Raw genomic sequence first — 22328 nt, 5'->3', positions numbered from 1 at the left:
ATTAGACAACAATTGAAGAAAACAGATATGTCAATGAAAATACAAGCTTTTATCTCAGCCCTGTTCCTGTCGTTAATGGCCGTGGGGCAACAAACCCCGGCGCCGCCCCAAACGGAGGCGATTACCATAGAAGGTGCCACGGCCCATTTGGGCAACGGGGAGCTTATCGAGAATTCGCTGATCATGTTCGAAGGCGGTAAATTGACCTTCGTGGGCAGTGCCATGACGAAAATTGCCCGCAGGGGCAAGACCATCAGGGCACAGGGCAAGCACGTGTACCCGGGCCTTATTGCGCCGAGTACTTCACTGGGCCTGGTTGAGATCGATGCGGTACGGGCCACGAAGGACCAGGACGAACTGGGGGAGATGATCCCCCATATACGGAGTTTGATCGCCTACAATGCCGAGTCAAAGGTGGTGGAAAGCATGCGCCCCAATGGGGTCTTGCTCGGACAGATTACCCCGAAGGGAGGCCGGATATCAGGTACCTCCTCCATTGTGCAGTTCGATGCCTGGAATTGGGAAGATGCGGCGGTAAAGGTAGACGATGGGATCCATCTGCATTGGCCGGAAAGTTTTCAACGGGGCAAGCCCAACAAGAAGTACGGCGAGCAGGTAAGCGAGGTAAAGGACTTCTTTAAGGATGCGGCCGCCTATGGTAAAGTCAGGGCGCAAGAGGTCAACCCGGTGTTCGCGGCCATGCAAGGCGTTTTCGAGGGGACAAAAAAATTATATGTATATGCCAATGGCGAGAAGGAAATACTGGACGGTATTCGCATTACCAAAGGGCTCGGGGCCAAGGAAGTCGTTTTGGTCGGTGGATATCGCGCCCATAAACTGATCGATTTTCTCAAAGGCAACGATATTCCCGTACTGGTGCGTCACACGCATAAATTACCCTTTTACGACGATGAGGACTACGATCAGCCCTATAAGTTGCCCAAGCTTTTGATGGAGGGCGGACTCTTGGTCGGGATGCAGAACTCCGAAACTTCCAATTTTCAAACGCGCAACCTTCCCTTTTTTGCCGGTCAAACGGTGGCCCATGGCCTGAACAGGGAAGAGGCCTTGCAGCTTATTTCGGGCAATACGGCCCAAATACTTGGTATCGCCGATAATTATGGAACCTTGGAGCAGGGCAAGAGCGCTACCTTGTTCATTTCAGAGGGCGATGCCTTGGACATGCGGGGCAATAGGCTGACCCATGCCTTTATCGACGGAAGGGAAATCTCGCTCGATACCCACCAGACCGAACTCTGGAAGCGGTACTCAAAAAAGTACGAAGGGGAAATGGAAGGGAAGTAGCGGAGTCTGCCTACACTGGGATGAACGGGAATACGGAACCTTTTTGAAAAGTGTGTTCGCCCGGTGCTACCTGAATAAAGCCGTTGGCCTGGGCCAGATTCACCAAGTCGCCCGATCCGTTGCCCTGTACCAGTTTGCCGTGTAATTGGCCCTCTCGCCAAAATGTTTCGACCTGTAGAAAAAGGGTCAGTGCGGTATGGGCTGGTACCGGTTCGTCTACGATTACCGTGCTTTTTCCTGTATTCTGTCCGAGTAAGCGATCCAACCAGGCCAAAAAGTATACGTGGTAGTTGGCAAAGGTGGAAACCGGATTCCCCGGAAAGGAGAAAACGACCTTGTTCCTTTCTTTTTGAACGCCGAACCAAAAAGGTTTGCCCGGCCTTTGCGCCACCCTGTGGAATATTTTTTCGATCCCCAAAGCATCCAAGACCTCGGGGACGTAGTCGAACTTGCCTTTTGACACTCCTCCGCTCAACATGAGTACATCATGGGTAGATAGGGCTTTTTCGAGTGCGCCCGCAATTAAATCCCTGTCGTCGGGCAGGTGCAAGAGCGTATGGTCGATGGATTTTTTTGTCAGTTCGGCGGAAAGCGAAAGCACGTTCGATTTTCTGATCTGGTGTGGCAAGGGGGTCTCTTCGACCTCTACAAGTTCGTTGCCTGTTGACACCACACAAACCTTGGGCAGTTTTTTTACCAAAACCCCCGTCTTGCCCACCGAGGCCAAAACCCCGATAACGGCCGGGGTTATGGGGGTGCCCTTTTTTAAAAGGATGGCTCCCGCGGTAATATCGCTTCCCCGGCCGTGGATATTTTGACCCCGAACCGGTTTTTTAAGGATTTTTGCGCGCCCGTCCTTAATTTCGGTGTGCTCGTACATGACAATGGTATCGGCATTGTGCGGCAATACCGCTCCCGTCATAATTTCCAGGCAATGGTCGGGCGATGAAAGCGTCCCTTGGGGCATGCCTGCACTAAGAACCCCTTCGATCTCAAAGGAGTCCGATCCACTTTCAATGGCAGAAAAGGCGATGGCTATCCCGTCTTTTGTCGACCGGTCGAAAGGAGGGAAGTCCCTATCGGCCTCGATATCTTCCGCCAAGATTCTTCCGGCGCTTTTCAAAAGGGCCACTTTTTCGGTACCGAGATCGAGGGGGTGTTCCAATACCTGTTCCAAAGCGTTTTCAAAAGCGATCATTCCGGTCGTTTTGGGGTTAGGCCTTGGCTTTCCTTTTCTTCCATAGCCAACTGCCTACAAAATAGGCTACAAGGGCGATAAGGAAATACTTGAAATACGAAACAGGTTCGCCTTCTCCGTTGACCGTGGTAAAGATTCGGTCCCAGCGCGGCTTCCAATTCAGGATGCCCTCGTTGAAATTGTCGACGCTCAACCAGATAAAAATGGGTGTTCCGACAATGTGGTCTTCCGGTACGTAGCCCCAAGCGCGGCTATCTTCGGAGTGATCGCGGTTGTCTCCCATCATCCAGTAGTAGTCTTGTTTAAAGGTGTACGAATCGGCTACTTCCCCGTTTATCTTTATTTGATTGCCCGATACGCTGAGGGTATTGCCTTCGTACTCGGTTATGATCTTTTTGTACAGCGGCAAAGATTTTAAATCTAAGGGTACCGTAGCTCCCTTTGCCGGAATATAAATCGGGCCCATTTGGTCGTAGTTCCAAGGGTACATGGGGTTTTGGGGGAAGTTGTTGTATCCGGCGACCCCTTTTTCGTCGACCTGGCGAACCACGGAATCGATGGAAGAGTCCTGCCTTAGCTGGGCGACCATTTCATCGGTAAGGGCAGCCACACGGGCCCTAGGAGTTTCCTCGGTCAACGCCAGTCGCTGACTTTGGATTACCTTTAGGGGGATACCGCTTGCCTTGGTATACAGGGCGATTTTACCGTTATCTACCCTTTCGGTACCTAAGAGATATTTTCTGACGGCGTCGAACTGGGTCTGGTTGATCGGGCCCGAAAGGTACTTCCGTTGAAAGTCCATCACCCCGATTTCCTGAAGCAATTTGGAGGAGACCCCTTTGCTGGAATAAATCGTGTAGTCGTATTGGGGTTTTGCCCTATCCGGTAATTCGAGTTGTTTCCCGTTGATGTACACATAGCCGTCGATGATTTCGAGGGAATCGCCCGGAATGCCCACACAACGTTTGACATAATTCGATTTTTTGTCGATGGGTTTCCTGACCCCTGCTTCCTTCTTAAAAAACTGGCGTACCGTATCGGCGGGCCAGCTGAAGACCACAATGTCGTTGCGGTCTACCTTGGTAAAGCCGGGCAACCTAAAATAGGGCAACTGGGGCTTGTTTAGGTATGATTTTGTCTTGATAATGGGCAGGGTATCGTGTACCATTGGGGCCGCGATAGTGGTCATCGGCGTTCGGGCGCCATAGTGGAACTTGCTCACGAAGAGCAGGTCGCCTACCCTTAGCGTACGTTCCAACGAAGGAGTGGGAATGACATAGGGCTGGATAAAATAGGTGTGTACCAGGGTAGCGGCGATAACGGCAAAGGCGATCGAACTGACCCATTCGCCCGTAGCCGTTGTAGGGTGCAGGCTCCTGTTTTCAATATATTTGACGTCTAGGGCATAATTTACATAGTAGATGTAAAAACCTAGGGTGAGTATGACCACCCACGTTTCCCATAGGCTATTACGGCCAAAGCTTCTGATGGTCTCCACCCATATAATCGGGAACATCAAAAGGTTGATGATCGGAATGAACAACAGGACGGTCCACCAGGTCGGGCGGTTGATGATCTTCATCAAAACGATGGCATTGTAGACGGGTATGGCCGCTTCCCATGCCTTTCTGCCTGCCTTTACATAAAGTTTATAGGTGCCTAAAAAATGGATGACCTGAACGATAAGAATAAAAAGTAACCACTGTGTCGCGTTCATTCTAAATAGTTTATTGATGATGGTTCAATGCAAATAAGCGTATTCTGGTTTAAAGGAAGCATGGGTTAACCTAGGTTTAACACATCTTTCATGGTAAAAACGCCCTTTTTTCCAACAATCCACTCCGCGGCAATAACGGCCCCAAGGGCGAAGCCTTCACGGTTATGTGCGGTGTGCTTTATTTCGATCGAATCTACTTTACTGGTGTAATCGACCGTATGCGTACCGGGTGTATCACCGATTCTTTTGGCCGTAATGGGAATCTCTTTCGCCCCGGCGTCGTCCAGTTTCCAGCCTTGGTAATCGCTGTTTTCGATAATGCCCTCGGCCAGGGTAATCGCAGTGCCACTGGGGGCATCGAGTTTTTGGGTGTGATGGATTTCTTCCATGGATACCTGATATTGTTCCAAGTTGCGCATCATCTTGGCCAAGTATCGGTTGAGTTCGAAGAATATGTTCACGCCCAAGCTATAGTTTGAGGCGTATATAAAGGCGCCTTCTTTTTCTTCGCAAAGGGCCTTGGCCTCGTCAAAACGATCCAACCAACCGGTCGTTCCGGAAATCACCGGAACACCGTGCTCAAAACATGAGGTAATGTTGCCGAAGGCGGCATTGGGCATACTGAAATCGATGGCGACATCCATATTTTCAAAATCGATATGTTGGGTATCGATATCGATTTTTGCTACGATCGAATGGCCTCGGTCCAGAGCGATTTGCTCTATCATTTTTCCCATTTTCCCGTATCCGAAAAGTGCTATGTTCACGTCTTGCTAATTAAGATTAATCTGTAAATATTGCCAAAAATAATGTTTGGTAATGAGTTTAAGGATGAAATATCCAGTTTTATGACCCAGAGACCTCGATTTTGCCGCCAATACCCCGCTCAAAACTTTATGATCATGGCCATGCCATAATGGGGCGTATTGCTTACCGGGTCGACCTGTATGTAGGGTTCCATATCAAAGCTGAGGTCGTCGTCTACGTTAAATTGCTTTAAGTGGGCGTCTACGTTGGCATCTACGATGTTCAGGGCATACAGGGCAATGGATACCAACAAGAGCAGGTCGCGGTCGGTTTGAAAGCGCTCTTGTTCGTTCTGTAGGTCTTCCGAATCGATCAAGGGTCCGTTTCCTGTTCCGTTCGGGTCGTAAAACTCATCGTCGGTAAAACCGGCCTGTCTGCGCTTAAATGCCGTACGAACACGGTCGTACTGTTTGTCGTTCCATGTATAGCCGTAAATGGCGGCCCCGATGGCCCCATAGACAATGGGTACTTTCCAATAACGCTTGTTGTAGATTTGGCCCAGACCCGGAAAAACGGCCGAATAAAATGCGGCCTTGCTGGGAGCCAAGGGGTTGATTTCCTTTTTTTTTGATTTTAGGGTGTCGACCACCACGATACCCTCTTTCTTCAATTCCGTTTGAAGGGAGTCTACCTCGGCCTTTTTTATAGTTTCTTTTTGGGCCTGTGCAAATACGGTAAATAGGCCCAAAAAGAGCAATGTAATTAGGGATTTACTCACCTAGGATCAATTTTTTGATTCTTTTGAACTCTTCTTGTGAATGAAAGGGGATGGTTATTTTTCCCTTTCCCTTCTCAGAAGCCGAAATGGCTACCTTGACGGAAAGATGGTCGGTGAATTTATCGATATTTTCTTTGGCGAAATCGGGAACGGAAGCGGACGGCTTTTTGCCTTTTGTATTTTTAGGACCCGAATGGTAGGCCTTTACCTCGCGTTCCGTTTCGCGAACCGAAAGGTTTTGTTCGATTATTTTCTCGTAGAGGGCGATCTGGTCCGATTTTTTTTCGATGTTGACCAAGGCACGGCCGTGGCCCATGCTTAAAAAACCGTCGCGCATCCCGGTTTGTATAATCGGGTCTAAACGCAAAAGGCGCAGGTAATTGGTAATGGTAGAGCGTTTTTTTCCGACTCGTTCGCTCAATTTTTCTTGGGTCAATTCGATCTCGTCCATCAAGCGTTGGTACGAAAGGGCGATTTCAATGGGGTCTAGGTCTTGTCGCTGAATGTTCTCGACGAGGGCCATCTCCAAGGATTCCTGGTCGTTGGCGATCCTGATATAGGCCGGGATGGTATCGAGCCCGATCAATTTCGATGCCCTGTACCTGCGCTCTCCCGATACCAACTGGTACTTGTTGAAATCGACTTTTCTAACCGTAATGGGTTGGATAACGCCCAATTCCCGGATTGACGTCGCCAGTTCGTTAAGGGCTTCGTCATTAAAATTTGAACGGGGCTGAAATGGGTTGACCTCAATGGCGTCAATATCCAGTTCAACAATATTGCCGACTACCTTGTCGGCATTTTTGTCGTTTGCAGACTGTATATCGTTTTCCGGGTCTTTTAACAGGGCCGAAAGTCCGCGCCCCAAAGCCTGTTTTTTTGTTGCTTTCGCCATTAAGCTATTTCTTTATTTTTTTTCACCACCTCATTGGCCAAGTTCAGGTAGTTGGTAGCACCTTTGCTGCTCGCATCATATTTGATAATGCTTTCCCCGTAACTCGGCGCCTCGCTTAGACGCACGTTGCGCTGGATAATGGTGTCGAATACCATGTCGGCAAAATGCTTGCGTACCTCTTCGACTACCTGGTTTGAAAGCCGCAAACGGGAGTCGTACATCGTCAACAGCATGCCTTCGATATCCAGGTTGGGGTTGTGTACCTTCTGTACGCTCTTAATGGTGTTCAAAAGTTTGCCAAGTCCTTCCAAAGCAAAGTATTCGCATTGAATGGGGATGATTACCGAGTCTGCGGCGGTCAAGGCATTCAGGGTCAACAGCCCCAATGACGGCGCACAGTCGATCAAGATGTAATCGTAGGCATCGCGCAGATCCGATATGGCCCTCTTCATCATATATTCCCTATCGTCTTTGTCGACCAGTTCTATTTCAATGGCGACCAAGTCGATGTGGGCGGGAATCAGGTCCAAATTCGGTGAATCGGTTTCTATAATCGTTTCCTTGGCGGTCTTGGTCAGCTCAAGTAACTGGTAAGTGCCCAGTTCCACGCCATCCACCTCGATACCCAATCCGGATGTAGCATTTGCCTGGGGATCGGCATCGATCAACAACACCTTCTTTTCCAAGACCCCTAAAGAGGCCGCTAAGTTTACGGTCGTGGTAGTTTTTCCTACCCCTCCCTTCTGGTTTGCAATAGCAATTATCTTGCCCATTATCCGTCTATGTTAGGGAGTAAAAATACAATTATTTATGATGCTATTGAAACCATTTTGTTAACAGAAAGTGAATAACCGTGATGTTCTGCGTTAAAGTTGGTTAATAATCGAAAATTATCGGCCAATGGCAATGTGTGGGTATATAAAATCGATGAAAGGTTTTAGTCCTTTTCCTGCAATTCCAGGCTGTCCTCGTATTCGATAAGGTAGATTTCCTCGTTCTTTTTTTTGAGGAAATACTTCTCTCGGGCGAATTTCTCGAGCTCTTCGGGATCGGAGAGTTTTTCCAATATTTTTTTGTCCTTCGCGATTTCCTCTTTTAGAAATTCCTGTTGCTTTTCGAGTTTGTTGATCTCTTTTCTAAGTTCGAGGTGGATCAAGAGCGAATTGGTATCGAAAAAAAGCATCCAGACAACGAATACCGTAAGCACCAAAATGTAAACATTGGTAAGTAGGCTGAACCATTTCTTCTTTCGCAAGTCTTTTAATCCCATTGTATCTGTCTAAGCCAGTTTTTCGTTGATGATCGTCTTTACAATGTCAACGGCTACCGTGTTGTATTTGTTGTTCGGTATAATAATATCAGCGTATTCCTTGCTGGGTTCGATAAACTGCAAATGCATGGGCTTAATGTTCGTCTGGTACTTTTCGAGGGTTTCGTCGAGGTCCCAACCGCGTTCGTTGACATCGCGCTTGAGCCTTCGTATCAATCGCTCGTCGGAATCGGCATGTACAAAGATCTTGATGTCCATCATTTTGCGGAGCCTTGGATTGGTCAATATCAAAATTCCCTCGACGATCAATACCTTGGTCGGGTGCACGGGCACGGTCTTGTTGGTGCGGTTGCATTCGAGGAAGGAATAGACCGGTTGTTTTATCGAGTGTCCCTCCTTTAGTAACTCGATATGTCGTTCCAAAAGTTCAAAATCGATGGATTGGGGATGGTCGAAATTGGTCTTTCTACGTTCTTCCAAGGGCAAGTGCGACAGGTCTTTGTAGTACGAGTCTTGTGATAGTACGCCTACTTCCCCCTCGGGAAGCTCATCGATGATCTGGTTGACCACCGTTGTTTTTCCACAGCCGGTGCCACCTGCGATTCCTATAATCAGCATTCGAGATAAATTTTTGTCAAAAATACATATTTGCAATGCAAAACCAGGCATATCGGTAAAATGAAGTTTTCGTTACAGGGCTTACGCCTTATATGCCTAATTTTGCCCAATGCAAAATGAAAATGTAAAGCCGAACTTTGAATTTATCGCCTTAATGGCCTCGCTCATGTCGATCGTTGCCTTGGCGTTGGATGCCCTTTTGCCCGCACTTTCGCATATCGGACAGTCTATCGACAGTTTCGACCCTACCGATAACCAGATGCTCATTACCATGATTTTCCTTGGCCTGGGCTTCGGACAATTGTTTTTTGGGCCTTTGTCCGATAGTTATGGGCGCAAACCCATTGTGTACATGGGCTTTTTGCTGTTCGGGGTCGGCAGTGTCGTTTGCCTTATTGCGGGTTCGTTGGAACTTATGGTCGTAGGAAGGATATTGCAAGGAGTAGGGCTTTCGGCACCGAGAAGTATCGCCATAGCCATAATCAGGGATACCTATAAGGGCGATTACATGGCCAGAATCATGTCGTTCGTAACGGCCTTCTTCATTTTGGTGCCCGTCATCGCCCCTGCTACGGGCAAATGGATCATGGATGCCTCCGGTTGGCAGGCCATATTCTATGTTCAGTTGTTCTTTTCGTTGGTTATTGCCCTATGGTTCTGGAAGCGCCAGCCCGAGACCTTGAAACCTCAATATAAGGTACCGTTTTCACTGAATGCTTTTTTGCACGGACTAAGGGAGTTTATGAAATACAGGGAAACCGTGGCCTTTACCCTTATCTCGGGCTTTATAACGGGCGCCTTTCTCGTGTATTTGAGCGCCTCACAGCACGTGTTCGAAGACCAATATGGGTTGGTCGAATCCTTTCCCTTTATTTTCGCGGGGCTCGCCGTTTCGATTGGGGCGTCCACCTTTTTGAACGGTACGCTGGTGATGCGGTTCGGTATGCGAAGATTGGCCTTGATGTCACTAACGGCCTTTTGTGGTATCGCCTTGCTGTACGTTGTTCTCTTTTATGACGAGCCCAATCCGAGCGTTGTGGTCTTGGTGGCCTTTCTCTTCTTCCAATTCTTCTGTTTGGGGTTTTTATGGGGAAATTTCCGCTCGATAGCCATGGAGCCCATTGGGCACATCGCGGGTATCGGTTCCGCGATCAACGGCTTTGTCTCTACGGTTATAGCCGTTCCGATCGCCAGTTTTATCGGAGGTTTTGTTACCGATACGGTTTGGCCCATGTTTGCCGGCCTGGCCGTCTGCGGTTTACTTTCGCTGGGTATCGCACTTATGGCGGCAAGAAGGCGGGCGCTGGCCCGTGCCTAGGAGGTGGGTAAAAAAAAAGGCCCTGGTACCGTTTTAGGTGCCAAGGCCTTGTCAAGTTTATCGCTGGGTTATAACGATTCGTCCATAATTTGTTTTACCACTTCGGGGTTCAAAAGTGTGGAGGTGTCGCCGAGGTTCTCGGTGTCGTTGGAAGCGATTTTCCGTAGAATTCTTCGCATGATCTTTCCACTCCTGGTTTTGGGTAGCCCGGGTACAAATTGAATTTTGTCCAACTTGGCTATCGGGCCGATATGCTCGGTTATCTGTTGGTTGATTTCCTTGGCCAGGTTTTCCCGGTTTCTGGTCTCCCCGAACTCCTTGAGGATTACAAAGCCATAGAGGGCATTTCCCTTGATGTCATGGGGGAAGCCCACAATGGCACTTTCGGCGACCGCTGGGTGTTCGTTGATCGAATCCTCGATCGGTGCCGTACCGAGGTTGTGGCCCGATACGATTACGACGTCGTCGACCCGCCCGGTTATGCGATAGTATCCCACGGCATCGCGAAGCGCCCCGTCACCCGTAAAGTACATGTTTTTGTAGGCTGAGAAATAGGTGTCGCGATAGCGTTCGTGGTTGCCCCATATCGTTCTGGCAATCGAGGGCCAGGGGAATTTGATACAGAGTCTTCCCGATACTTGGTTGCCTTTTATTTCATTGCCTTCCTCGTCCATCAGTGCAGGCTGTACCCCGATAAAGGGCAGAGTGGCATAGGTAGGGGCGGTAGGTGTTACGTAGGGGATCGGGGTAATCATAATACCCCCGGTTTCGGTCTGCCACCAGGTATCGACGATCGGACTCTGCTTTTTGCCCACATTGTTGTTGTACCAGTGCCAGGCTTCCTCGTTGATGGGCTCCCCTACAGAACCCAAGACCTTTAACGAAGAGAGGTCGTGCTTGTCTATAAAGTCCAAATTTTCCTTGGCCAAAGCGCGAATGGCCGTAGGGGCGGTATAAAATTGGTTCACCTTGTGCTTTTGTACGACGTCCCAAAAGCGCCCGTAATCGGGGTAGGAGGGTACGCCCTCGAACAACACCGTGGTCGCCCCGTTCGCCAATGGGCCGTAAACGATGTAGGAGTGGCCCGTGATCCAACCGATATCGGCGGTACACCAGTATACATCCTCTTCCCGGTATTGAAAGACGTTTTTGAAGGTATAGGCCGTATAGACCATGTAGCCTCCGATCGTATGCACCATACCTTTGGGCTTTCCGGTAGATCCCGAGGTGTAGAGGATGAACAGGGGGTCTTCGGCATCCATAATTTCGGCGACGCAATCGGCATAGGCCTCGTCCAAAAGGGGCTGTAGCCATTTGTCACGGCCATCCTTCATCTCGATATCACTATCGATCCGCTTGGCCACCAAGACCGTTTCCACCCCAGGACAGTTATCAAGGGCCTTGTCTACTATGCCCTTGAGGTCGATGGTCTTTGCCCCCCGGTACGAACCGTCGGAGGTGATTACAAGTTTGCAATCGCAGTCGTTGATCCGTGCCGCGAGTGCGCTGGAGGAGAAGCCGGCAAAAACAACCGAATGAATGGCCCCTATTCGGGCGCAGGCCAATAGCGAAATGGCCAATTCGGGAATCATCGGTAAATAAATGCATACCCGATCTCCCTTTTTGATGCCTTGGTCGAGAAGCACGTTGGCCATCCGGCACACCCTTTCGTGCAGTTGTCGGTAGGTTATATGTTGGACCTCCTCTTTCGGGTCGTTGGGCTCGAACAAAATGGCCGTTTTGTCGCCACGTGTCGGCAAATGCCGGTCGATACAGTTCTCCGTGATATTGAGTTTGGCCCCTTCGAACCATTTGATCTCCGGCTTAGAGAAATCCCAGCTTAAAACATTGTCCCATTTTTTTCTCCATACAAAATGTTCTTCGGCGATTTCTTCCCAAAATGCCGGGGGGTTGCGAACCGATTTTCTGTAGACCTGAAAATACTCCTCTAAATGTTTAATGTGGTAATTGCTCATTGTTTACTTGTGTTTCTTTAAAATTAAAAAAAATTAATGTCCCGTGGCCTCTCCCGCACCACTGGGTATTCGAATATCCTCCACGATTTCCTGTACGTTTTCGGGAGGAGGAGGCGTAAATTTCATAATTGCTATGGATAGGATAAAATTGACCAACATGGCCACACTGCCAAAGCCTTCGGGCGATATGCCGAACCACCAGTCCTTTTCCAGTCCGGGAACGGCTTCCTTCCCTCCGTCGAATATCCCGAACTTGAACTTCAACATGTAGAAAAGCATTAGGGAAATACCGACGACCATACCGGCGATGGCGCCTTCCTTGTTCATTTTTTTATAAAAGATACCCAGTACGATGGCCGGGAAAAAGGAGGCCGCGGCCAGTCCAAAGGCCAGGGCCACCACGGCGGCCACAAAACCGGGCGGATTGATCCCGAAATAGCCGGCGATCACTACGGCTACGGTGGCCGCGCCACGTGCGGCCCATAGCTCGCCCTTTTCCGATATGGAGGGAACAAATACTTTTTTGATCAGGTCGTGCGATACCGATGCCGATATGACCAAGAGGAGGCCCGCAGCGGTAGAGAGGGCGGCGGCGAGCCCCCCTGCCGCCACCAAGGCAATGACCCAGGCAGGGAGGTTGGCGATTTCAGGATTGGCCAATACCATAATATCGCGGTCTACGGTAAGTTCGTTTTTTGATGGATCGGCAACATACTGGATCTTGCCGTCGCCGTTTTTGTCGTCAAAGGCCAAAAGTCCCGTGGTTTCCCAGTTCTTGAACCATTCGGGCATGGCAGTGTATTCTTTGTTGCTTACCGTATTGATCATATTGGTTCGCGCGAATACCGATACCGCCGGGGCGGTGGTATAAAGTATGGCGATCAGCAAAAGGGCGAGGCCGGCCGATTTTCGGGCATCCCTTACCCGTTTGACGGTGAAGAAGCGAACGATTACGTGCGGCAGGCCCGCAGTACCGACCATCAAGGCCAGGGTAATCATAAAGACATCGATGGTCGATTTTTTGCCGTCGGTGTATTCGGCAAAACCCAGTTCGGTGGAGAGGCCGTTGAGTTTGTCCAACAAATAGATTCCCGAACCGTCGTTCAACCGGGAGCCCATGCCCAATTGGGGAATGGGATTTCCGGTCATTTGGATGGAGATGAATATGGCGGGAACCATAAAGGCGAAAATCAGTACGCAGTATTGGGCCACCTGGGTATAGGTTATGCCCTTCATTCCTCCCAATACGGCATAAAAAAGAACGATGACCATGCCGATTATAACCCCGGTGTTGATGTCTACTTCGAGAAATCTCGAGAAAACGACGCCAACACCCCGCATTTGCCCGGCGACATAGGTGAACGAGACGATGAGGGCGCAGATGACGGCAACGATACGGGCGGTTTTCGAATAATACCGGTCGCCGATAAAATCGGGGACGGTGAACTTCCCGAATTTTCTAAGGTAGGGGGCGAGCAACAAGGCCAGCAGCACATAACCGCCCGTCCACCCCATAAGGTAGACCGAGCCGTCGTAGCCGGCAAAGGATATGATGCCGGCCATGGAGATGAAGGACGCCGCGGACATCCAATCGGCCGCCGTTGCCATACCGTTGGCCAAGGGGGAAACACCGCCCCCGGCCACGTAAAAATCGTTGGTAGATCCGGCCCGCGACCAGATGGCGATACCGATGTAGATTGAAAATGTAATTCCGACTAAAAGATACGTCCAGGTTTGAACATCCATAAGTTTTGGTTTTGTAGGGCCCCGGAGAAGGGAGCTGGGTTGGTTTTCGGTTTATTCGTCGTATCCGTATTTTTTGTCGAGGCTGTTCATCAGGCGTACATAGGCGAATATGAGGATGACAAAAACATAGATGGAACCTTGTTGGGCAAACCAGAAACCCAACTCAAAACCTCCCATTTTGATTTCGTTGAGCGTATCCTTGAACAAAATGCCCGCACCGTACGACACAGCGAACCAAATGGCGAGAAGAATAAAGAGATATCTGACATTTTCCTTCCAGTAGGCACTGGCCTTTTTTTGCTTTTCGGACATAGTGGAATCTAGGTTTAAGTAGTTGAGTTTACTAATATAATGATTTGCAGTATATTTTTAGGTAGGTAAATAGATTACGCCGCTCGACGAATCGGATCGGGCACCCGTTACCGAACACAGTACATTGGTTTTTTGCTCTAAACGCAGGGCGCCCATTAAGGCAAAGACCAGGGCTTCCTTAAATTCTACCAGTATGGTTTCGGGCACCGTCACTTGGGCGGTCGGTCCTAGTTTCGACTGTAGGGTCTCTATTAAAAAATCGTTGAGGGCACCGCCACCGGTGACCAAGAGGCTTCGATGGTCGGCCGGGGAATTGGCCTTGACCTGAAGGGCTATCTGTTCGCAAATATGGTCAATGGCCGTCCGCAATAAATTGGGCATGCTGTCATCGGTTGCCTCTACTATGGGCACTACCTGGTCTACGAACCATTCGTAACCGATCGACTTGGGATAGGGCAGTTTGTAAAACCCCAGATCGTTGAGTTGTTCCAGCATGGTCGGGTTTATCTTGCCCCCGCGGGCCAACTGGCCTCCCTTGTCGAATTCCAGACCATGCTTTCGGGTAATATAGTTGAGGACCATATTGGCAAGGCCGATGTCATAGGCCAGCCTTTCCCCGTTTTTTTCGAACGATATGTTGCTGATACCCCCGAGGTTCAAACAAAAGTCGTATTGCCCGAAAAAGAGCCTGTCGCCAATAGGTACCAAAGGGGCCCCTTGGCCGTGCAAGGCCACGTCGTTGGTGCGAAAGTCGCAGACGACCTTGTGGTGGCAGGCATTGGCCAAATGCTGCCCCGAACCGATCTGAAACGTGAGTCCGTTTTGGGGTTGGTGGTGTGTGGTATGCCCGTGGCTCGCTACGCAATCGACTTCCAGGTCGTAGCTGTTGATAAAGTCCAGCACCTGTTCGCCCAGCCAGGTGCCGTACGTATTGTGAAAAATAAGCAATTCATCGGCCGCGAGGTAAATCGAATTTTTCAAGCGCTGTTTCATTTCGTCGGAATAGGAAACGCTATGGGTCTCTGCGATCTCGAAGTTATAGCCCTTGTCTTCTTGCCATATTTTGCAATAGGCCAGATCAAGGCCGTCCAACGACGTGCCCGACATCAAACCGATAATCTTGTGGGTTTTCATAGTTCTCTGATTGTTACAGGGAGTCTGCCCTGGGCTTCTAAATTACCTAAAAAGTGATTTGCGGCCACCTGTTGGAATTCGGGAAAATGCTGATAACAGATTACTATGGTCTTGGCCTTTTCGGTATTGATATGATTGAGTACATAGGGATTGCCGAAGAGGTACAGGTGCACCTTGTTCCCCGCTATCAGGGTGTTGATGGCCTTAAGCTCTTCATCGGAAAACCCAAAGTTGTTGTTCGGTTTGACCTGGGGAGGAAACAGGGCCATCAGCACGGATCGGTCTTTTATTTCAAGGGAGGGGGTAACTTGCACCTTGTTGAATTTCTTTTCGCGCCCTATGGCCTGAAAAAAAGGGTTTTCGAAATGGCTTGAATTATACAGGGCCACAAAGTCCTTTTCGCTAAAATGCCTGACCCCTTGGGCGGTACCCTTGTACAGGGTCAGGGATTTTTCCGCAATTTTAAGGTTTAGGGGGGCGCTTTCGTCAGTAGGGGAAACCACGACCTGGTTTCCGAAGGCTTTTTGCTTGAGTTTCCAGACGCGTTCAAAGCTTTCCTCGATCTGCTCTTTACGCGCCTTTTCGGTAATTCGGGCCAGGCCTTCCTTGGTGTGTTCCGTAAAGCACAGGATATCGTTTCCGGCATCAAAGGCCAGCCACTCCAACTCTCCCTTTTTCGGGTAGTTTTTAGAGACGGCATGCATGTTGAGCGCATCGGAAATAACAACGCCCTTAAAGCCCATCTCTTGTCTTAAGACCCCTTTGATGATATCTTTTGAAATACTGGAAGAGGTGTGCTTGCCATAGGCCAAGGCCGGAACGGACAAGTGTCCGACCATTACCGAATCGACACCTTGGTCGATTAATTTCTTAAAGGGATAAAGTTCTTTTTCCAAAAGCTCGGTTTTGGTCTTGGCTATGACGGGAAGCCCTAGATGCGAGTCGGTGGCCGTGTCGCCATGGCCGGGAAAATGCTTGATGCTGGTCAAGACCCCTGCGTCTTGTGTCCCTTTGATATAGGCAGTGGCCTTTTCGACCACTGATGTGGCTACTTCGCCAAACGAGCGGTAACCTATTACCGGATTGTTGGGGTTGTTGTTGATGTCCACCACCGGCGCAAGGTTCCAGTGTATACCGGCCGACAGGCAATCGATGGCAATTTGCCGGCCCACCCGAAAGATCAGGTCGTCGTTGCCCCTCAGGGCGCCCAAAGTAATGGCATAGGGATATTGGGGAGTGTTCTCGATGCGCATGGCAAGCCCCCATTCGGCATCGATGGCAATCAATAAAGGGTATTTGGCCGCATTTTGATAGCGCTGGATCAGGCTTTTGAGGGTATCGTAACTCCCTTCGTTTTTAACGACTTTCCTTTTGCCCTCGAAATTGGTGGCGGCGCTGGCCCTGCTGTGGAAAAAGCAGATGCTTCCCACATGCTGCTCGCTAATAAGGCGTTCGAGTCGTTCGATTTCTTCTTCGCTATCGTTTATAAAGGCTGCGGGCATAAAGAGTTGACCGGCCTTTTCGGCCAGGCTTAACTTTTGGGAGGCAATGGGATAGGGGGCTATGCTATGCATCGGTCGGGGCTGATTTTTTTCCGAAGTCGGGGGGATACTTTAAAAATTTCAACAAGAGGAAGGCGGGGAGGGCCGATACGACCACCCAAATGAAAAAGCCATCGTAACCGAGCCACTTTTGTACGGCCCCGCTGATCATGCCGGGCAACATGGCCCCTAAGGCCATAAAACCTGTGGCTATGGCGTAGTGTGAGGTCTTTGACTGGCCTTCGGCAATATAGATGAGGTACATCAGGAAGGCGGCGAAACCAAAGCCATAACCGAATTGTTCAAAGGCGACCGTACCGATCACCAAAGGCAAACTTGATGTTTTAGATACGGCCAAAATCGCATAGAGCACGTTGGGTACGTTGAGGGATAGCATCATGGGGAGCATCCATTTTTTCAATCCGTCCCTAGAAATGAGGATTCCTCCCAAGATGCCCCCGGCAGAGAGGGTGATCAAGCCTACGACCCCGTAGATAATGCCGACGTTTTCCGTAGAAATGGCCAAGCCTCCCTTGGCACGTTCGTCCAACATGAACAGTTGGGCCACCTTGGCCAATTGCGATTCGCCCAAGCGGTAGGTCAAAATAAAGGCCAGGGCCACCACGATGTTCGGTTTTTTGAAGAAGGTGGTGAAAACCTCCAAAAAGGCCTTGGGTTTTTGGGTTTCGATGGCCAAGGACCTTTCGAATTTCGGGGTGGTGAAGAAATTGACCAAGGTCAGCAAGAGCATTAAGCCACCTGTTGCGATCATGGTGATGCTCCAGGCCTTGGTGTTGTCTCCGTAAATTCTTTCGAGATAGCCCCCGAAAACCACGATCAAACCGCTTCCGGTAACCATGGCAAGCCTGTAAAAGGTACTTCTGATGCCGACAAAGAAAGATTGTTTTTTTTCCGATAGGCCTATCATGTAATAACCGTCGGAAGCAATATCGTTGGTGGCCGAAGCAAAGGCCGCCACCCAAAAACAGGCCAGGGTGGTAATAAAGAACATTTTGGTGGGCAGGGTCAGGCCTACGGCCAAAAACATGACCGATATCAAAAGCTGCATGAGCAAGAACCAGTTTCTTTTGGTGCTTTTGAGGTCTACGATCGGGCTCCATATGGGTTTTAAGACCCAAGGGAGGTATAGGAGTCCGGTGTACAAGGTAATATCGGTATTGCTGATGCCCAGTTTCTTGTACATGATCACCGAAACCGATGCGATTATGACATTGGGCAGGCCTTCCGCAAAATACAAAGGGGGCACCCAGGCCCAGGCCCACTTATCTTTTTGGATCATTGCTTAGCTTTGCTTTAAATGTAGGATTTTTGGCTCACTTTCCTTGCCATATTTGTCAATAAAGGCATAGGCCAGGTGTTTTGTGCCCTTTAGGGCCTCGGGTGGAAGTACCAAGGTATTTTCTTCGCCAACAACGATCTTGGCCACCATTTTCTTCGGACGGTAGAAAGGCTGCAGCTCCTTTTTTGACCTATAGAATACGACCGACCGTACATCGTCTAGCTGGTCGAACCTCAATTGTACCGATCGGCCCTCTCTTTCAATGCCCTTGAGTTCGGGTTCTGTAAACGGGGTAAAATTAGGGGTTGCCGAAAGCGGGGACAATACCGGGTATTTGTAATAGTTGCGCCTAAGGTATTTTACAAAGCCCTTTTTTTGCAGCATCAGGCTTTTGGCGCTGAAAAAGACATTGCCCTGCACCTTTTCGTTTGCCCGGGCATAGGAGATTTGATCGGGCAGTTCCTTTTTTTTGTTCCAGGCTTCGTCGCTGTTGTTCTTTATCTTATAGGGGCCGTTGCCGATGTATAGGTTGGTGCGTTTGGTATTTTCGGCCCACCAATCGAGCAGTTTCCTGTGGGAGGCGACCGGCAGGTCCATGCTCCAGTAAATCTGTGGGACAATATAATCGAGCCAACCTTTTTCCATCCAGAGCAAGGGGTCGGCGTACAGGTTCTCGTAGGTGGTTTGTCCGGCCTGGGTATCCGATCCCTTGGGGTCGGTGGCTTTGTTTTTCCAAACGCCGAAGGGACTCACCCCAAATTGGACCCACGGTTTGGATCGCTTAATGGCCCTGTAGCTCTTTTTGATCAGCGAATCCATATTGCCGCGCCTCCAGTCCCCTAAGTCTTGCCCGGGGAGTCGGTAGGTATTGTAGGCCAGGGAGTCGTTGAAAACTTCATCTTTGATGGTATATGGGTAAAAATAGTCGTCGTAGTGAACGGCGTCTATGTTATAGTTGTCGACCAGTTCCCCTACGATCGAGGCCATATGTTCCTGCACTTCGGGGAGACCGGGGTTGTAGTAGTACTTCTTTCCGTATCTGACCATCCAATCGGGATGCTTGTTGAAATCGTGGTCCGCGCTTAGGGTCTCCGTTTTTAAGTCGAAAGTGGCCCTGTACGGGTTGAGCCATGCGTGAAATTCCATACCCCGTTGGTGGGTTTGGTCGATCATCCAGGCCAGCATACTCTCGCCTTTGCCCATGTCAAAGGCACTGGGGTCGGGGGCCTTGCCTTCCTTGCCGGTCAAATACCGCGACCACGGGGCGTACTGCGATTCGTAAAAGGCATCCCCGGCCGTCCGTACCTGGACAATGGCGGCATTGAAGTTGAGGTCTTGGTAGAAATCCAATAATTTCAGGTAATCGGCTTTTTGTTTTTCTATCGGGTCCTGGCCGCTTTTGGGCCAGTCGATGTTGACCACCGTGGCTACCCAAAAACCCCTGAACTCCCTTCTAGGTTCGGAAATGGGTTGCAATACCGAACACGAGCCCAATAGGGCCGATAGAAGGAGAAGTAAAAAATGTTTCTTAACCATAAATACAAAAGAAGGCCTATGGTATTGGCATAGGCCTTTGAATCAAAAAATGGACAATTAATCAAATTTATAACGGACAAAGGCCTCGATGGCGGCATAGTCCGATAGTCCCAAGGCCCTGTACTTTTGGGCGGTATCCCTGTTTCTCTCTTCGGCTCTCATCCAGAATTCCCTCGAATCGTCGCCCTGGAACATGACACCGTCTTTTTGCGACTGGTGGCAGAATATGGCATGGCGTTTTTTCAATACTTGGTCAGGACTCATGGGTACGGCCATTTCGATTTCGTGGATGTCCCACTCGTGCCATGCACCACGGTACAACCAGAGCCAACAATCTTTCATAAAGGGCTCCGGTTTTAATCGTTCGATCGCTTCGAAGACGGCATCCAAACACACTTTGTGGGTGCCGTGCGGGTCGGCGAGGTCGCCCGCTGCGAAAATTTGATGTGGCTTTATCTCGGAGATCAGGTCTATCATGATCTTGATATCGGCCTCGGACAGGTTGTTCTTTTTTATGGTTCCCGTTTCGTAAAACGGAAGGTCCAAGAAATGGACCTTATCATCGGATAGGCCCAAATAGCGGGTAGCCGCATACGATTCGCCGCGCCTGATGTTTCCTTTGAGCTTCCTGACCTCCAAGGTGTCAAAGCTGCTTTCTTTTTTGGCCTTGATATCGTCGATCAGTTTCTGGGCCTCGTCGGAGTAGCTGATCCGTTTGGCGATGCCTGCATACCGAAGGGCATCGGCATCGGATACCGCAATATTGCCCGAAGTCTGGTAGGCGACATGGACGTCGTGCCCCTGTTCGATCAACCGGTCGAAGGTACCGCCCATTGAAATTACATCGTCGTCGGGGTGTGGACTGAATATGATGATTCTCTTCTTGGCAGGTTCGGCCCTTTCGGGGCGATGGGTGTCATCGGCATTGGGCTTGCCGCCGGGCCAACCCGTGATGGTGTGTTGAAGCCTGTTGAACATTTTGATGTTCAGGTCATACGAGTTTTGGGTGGCCAACAAGCCCGACATCCCGTTGTCGTTATAATCCTTATCCGTAAGGCTGAGAATCGATTTTTTGGTTTTGTCGCACAACCAAACAATGGCCTTGAAGGTCAGGCTATCGGTCCACTGTAGTGATTCGTCGACCAACCAGGGGGTCTTGTTCCGGGTAAGTTCGCTTCCGGCGCCGGTATCGAGGACAAAGGTACAGTTGTTGTGTTGTTGCAAATAAGTGGCGGGTACTTCCGACGACACTTCACCTTCGATTGTTTTTTTGATAATGTCCGCCTTGTTTTGGCCCCATCCGAGGAGAACGATACGCTTGGCACTCCTAACCGTGGAGATACCCATGGTTATGGCCTTGCGCGGAACATTGTCGATGCCTAAAAACGCGGGGGCCGCATCAACTCGGGTAATATGGTCGAGGGTGATGACGCGGGTTGCCGAATTGTAGTGGGATCCCGGTTCGTTGAAACCAATATGCCCTGTTCTGCCAATACCCAATAATTGAAAATCGATCCCACCGGCCTTTTTGATCGCTTTTTCGTAGGCTAGGCAATACTTGATTACATCTCCCCCTAAAATAGTCCCGTCGGGAATATGGATGTTTTCGGCCGGGATATCGATATGGTTGAACAGGTGTTCGTGCATAAAGTACCAATAGCTTTGACGGTTGTCTTTCTCCATGGGCAGATACTCGTCCAAATTGAAGGTAATCACGTTCGAGAAACTTAGGCCTTCTTCCTTGTGCATGCGCACCAGTTCTTCGTACACCTTGATGGGGGAAGATCCCGTGGCCAGCCCGAGCACACAGTTTTTGTTTTCCTTTTGCTTTTTTCTGATCAAAGCGGCGATTTCTTCGGCGACCTTGATGGAAGCTTCGTTCGAATCGGAAAAGATAACATTGTGTATCTTTTCGAAACGGGTCTCTTCGAATTGGCCCACAGGCCGGTATTCAATACTGCAATCGTTTTGGTTTAAGGTGCTTTTCATTTTAGATCGTTCTTTAGGTAGAAGTTTAGAATCGTGCAAATATAGGCAAGAAAGCCTTTGATGTGCTGTTTTTTGCTTTTTATTTTGCTGTTTTTTGCTTTTTTAATGATTTATTAACTTTAAAGCAGTAAAAAACGGCATGTGATAATATTAGCTATATTTGCAGCCTGATAATTACGAATTCATTGATGAAATGCTAAAGGAAGAACGACAACAAACGATTTTGAACGAGGTTGAGCTTCACAACCGTATTCTACTGACGGATATAGCCGAGGCCCTCGACGTTTCGATAGATACGGTCCGTCGCGATGTAAAGGAACTGGATGCCGAAAACAAGCTTCGAAAGGTGCATGGGGGAGCCATTTCGTTGGGTTTTACGATGAACAGCACCAGAAACCATAATGTCTATAAGCTCGAAGAGAAAAACAAAATCGCCCAAAAGGCCCTGAGCCTATTGCGACCGGGGTCGGTAATTTTTATCGATGGGGGCACGACGTGTTCCGAGTTGGCCCGCTTGATTCCGCAGAATTTGAGCCTGACCTGCTTCACCCATAGCCTTCCGGTCGCATCCGAATTATTGGGCAAGCCCAATATTACCGTAATTATTATAGGAGGGGAGGTGTCGAGCGAGTCGCAGACCACCATCGGGGCGAATGCCATCCATAACCTATCGGAGATAAAAGTGGACTATAGCTTTATCGGTACCGGTTACGTGGATTCGTTCTACGGACTCACCGAATTTGATTGGGATATTGTGCAGGTAAAAAAGGCCGTTATAAAATGCTCGAAAAAAACGGTACTTTTATCCATCTCGGAAAAGCTCAACTCGCAGCATAGGTATAAGACCTGTGACATCAATGCGATCAATACCATGATTACCGAGCTCGATCCGAACGACCAACTTTTAAATTCATTCAGAAACCACGATATTAGAATTTTATAACGATT

19 protein-coding genes are annotated in these 22328 nt (G+C 49.4%); 3 read left to right on the top strand and 16 right to left on the bottom strand.

All coding sequences use genetic code 11. The features are described from left to right. Positions 1-33 precede the first annotated feature (33 nt). On the top strand, positions 34-1305 hold the full coding sequence (locus BUB37_RS12880) for an amidohydrolase family protein (RefSeq protein WP_072994228.1): 1272 nt from the start codon (positions 34-36) through the stop codon (positions 1303-1305). A 10-nt stretch (positions 1306-1315) separates the two neighbouring features. Here BUB37_RS12880 and BUB37_RS12875 read toward each other — a convergent pair whose 3' ends face one another. The 8 genes from BUB37_RS12875 to udk form a co-directional block, all read right to left on the bottom strand. Continuing rightward, on the bottom strand, positions 1316-2503 hold the full coding sequence (locus tag BUB37_RS12875) for a molybdopterin molybdotransferase MoeA (RefSeq protein WP_072994227.1): 1188 nt from the start codon (positions 2501-2503) through the stop codon (positions 1316-1318). Positions 2504-2519: 16 nt separating this feature from the next. Further along, entirely contained in the window at positions 2520-4220 is a 1701-nt protein-coding gene (gene lepB, locus BUB37_RS12870; RefSeq protein WP_072994226.1) for a signal peptidase I, read from the bottom strand. A 65-nt stretch (positions 4221-4285) separates the two neighbouring features. Beyond that, on the bottom strand, positions 4286-4987 hold the full coding sequence (dapB, locus tag BUB37_RS12865) for a 4-hydroxy-tetrahydrodipicolinate reductase (protein WP_072994225.1): 702 nt from the start codon (positions 4985-4987) through the stop codon (positions 4286-4288). Positions 4988-5106: 119 nt separating this feature from the next. Next, positions 5107-5745 (bottom strand): DUF5683 domain-containing protein, encoded by a 639-nt coding sequence (locus tag BUB37_RS12860; protein ID WP_072994224.1) that lies wholly within the window; start codon positions 5743-5745, stop codon positions 5107-5109. After that, complete coding sequence (locus BUB37_RS12855) at positions 5738-6640, bottom strand: ParB/RepB/Spo0J family partition protein (protein WP_072994223.1); 903 nt, start codon at positions 6638-6640, stop codon at positions 5738-5740. The genes BUB37_RS12860 and BUB37_RS12855 overlap by 8 nt, the downstream gene beginning before the upstream one ends. Beyond that, positions 6640-7413: a ParA family protein gene (locus tag BUB37_RS12850; protein ID WP_072994222.1), complete on the bottom strand. Its 774-nt coding sequence runs from the start codon at positions 7411-7413 to the stop codon at positions 6640-6642. The genes BUB37_RS12855 and BUB37_RS12850 overlap by 1 nt, the downstream gene beginning before the upstream one ends. 164 nt (positions 7414-7577) lie before the next feature. After that, positions 7578-7910 carry an FtsB family cell division protein gene (locus BUB37_RS12845; RefSeq protein WP_072994221.1) on the bottom strand — a complete coding sequence of 111 codons (333 nt, stop codon included), beginning with the start codon at positions 7908-7910 and terminating at the stop codon, positions 7578-7580. 9 nt (positions 7911-7919) lie between these two features. Beyond that, the gene (udk, locus tag BUB37_RS12840; protein ID WP_072994220.1) at positions 7920-8528 is read right to left on the bottom strand and encodes a uridine kinase; all 609 of its coding nucleotides are present in this window, start codon (positions 8526-8528) and stop codon (positions 7920-7922) included. Positions 8529-8637: 109 nt separating this feature from the next. Between udk and BUB37_RS12835 the strand changes: the two genes are divergently transcribed. Continuing rightward, entirely contained in the window at positions 8638-9846 is a 1209-nt protein-coding gene (locus BUB37_RS12835) for a multidrug effflux MFS transporter (RefSeq protein ID WP_072994219.1), read from the top strand. 68 nt (positions 9847-9914) lie between these two features. On the opposite strand, the gene acs is transcribed toward BUB37_RS12835, so the two are convergent. The 8 genes from acs to nagB are packed head-to-tail and all read right to left on the bottom strand — an operon-like array spanning position 9915 to position 21380. Then, the gene (gene acs / locus BUB37_RS12830) at positions 9915-11822 is read right to left on the bottom strand and encodes an acetate--CoA ligase (protein WP_072994218.1); all 1908 of its coding nucleotides are present in this window, start codon (positions 11820-11822) and stop codon (positions 9915-9917) included. Between the two features lie 33 nt (positions 11823-11855). Further along, a complete protein-coding gene (locus tag BUB37_RS12825; protein WP_072994217.1) occupies positions 11856-13568 on the bottom strand; it encodes a sodium:solute symporter family protein in 1713 nt (570 codons plus the stop codon). A gap of 51 nt (positions 13569-13619) precedes the next feature. Then, positions 13620-13880 carry a DUF4212 domain-containing protein gene (locus BUB37_RS12820; RefSeq protein WP_072994216.1) on the bottom strand — a complete coding sequence of 87 codons (261 nt, stop codon included), beginning with the start codon at positions 13878-13880 and terminating at the stop codon, positions 13620-13622. A 57-nt stretch (positions 13881-13937) separates the two neighbouring features. Beyond that, a complete protein-coding gene (locus BUB37_RS12815; RefSeq protein ID WP_072994215.1) occupies positions 13938-15014 on the bottom strand; it encodes an anhydro-N-acetylmuramic acid kinase in 1077 nt (358 codons plus the stop codon). Then, positions 15011-16588, bottom strand: coding sequence for a glycoside hydrolase family 3 protein (locus tag BUB37_RS12810; protein ID WP_072994214.1), 1578 nt, complete (start codon positions 16586-16588; stop codon positions 15011-15013). The genes BUB37_RS12815 and BUB37_RS12810 overlap by 4 nt, the downstream gene beginning before the upstream one ends. Next, a complete protein-coding gene (locus BUB37_RS12805; protein WP_072994213.1) occupies positions 16581-17855 on the bottom strand; it encodes an MFS transporter in 1275 nt (424 codons plus the stop codon). The genes BUB37_RS12810 and BUB37_RS12805 overlap by 8 nt, the downstream gene beginning before the upstream one ends. 3 nt (positions 17856-17858) lie before the next feature. After that, a complete protein-coding gene (locus BUB37_RS12800) occupies positions 17859-19391 on the bottom strand; it encodes a glycoside hydrolase family 10-like protein (RefSeq protein WP_072994212.1) in 1533 nt (510 codons plus the stop codon). A gap of 57 nt (positions 19392-19448) precedes the next feature. Continuing rightward, on the bottom strand, positions 19449-21380 hold the full coding sequence (gene nagB / locus BUB37_RS12795) for a glucosamine-6-phosphate deaminase (RefSeq protein WP_072994211.1): 1932 nt from the start codon (positions 21378-21380) through the stop codon (positions 19449-19451). Positions 21381-21573: 193 nt separating this feature from the next. Here nagB and BUB37_RS12790 point away from each other — a divergent pair, with 193 nt between their 5' ends. Beyond that, positions 21574-22323, top strand: coding sequence for a DeoR/GlpR family DNA-binding transcription regulator (locus BUB37_RS12790; RefSeq protein WP_072994210.1), 750 nt, complete (start codon positions 21574-21576; stop codon positions 22321-22323). Positions 22324-22328: the final 5 nt, after the last annotated feature.

Origin of the sequence: Pseudozobellia thermophila, from assembly GCF_900141855.1 — a bacterium.
Taxonomy (GTDB): domain Bacteria; phylum Bacteroidota; class Bacteroidia; order Flavobacteriales; family Flavobacteriaceae; genus Pseudozobellia; species Pseudozobellia thermophila.
This window is presented reverse-complemented; position numbering and strand designations above follow the sequence as displayed.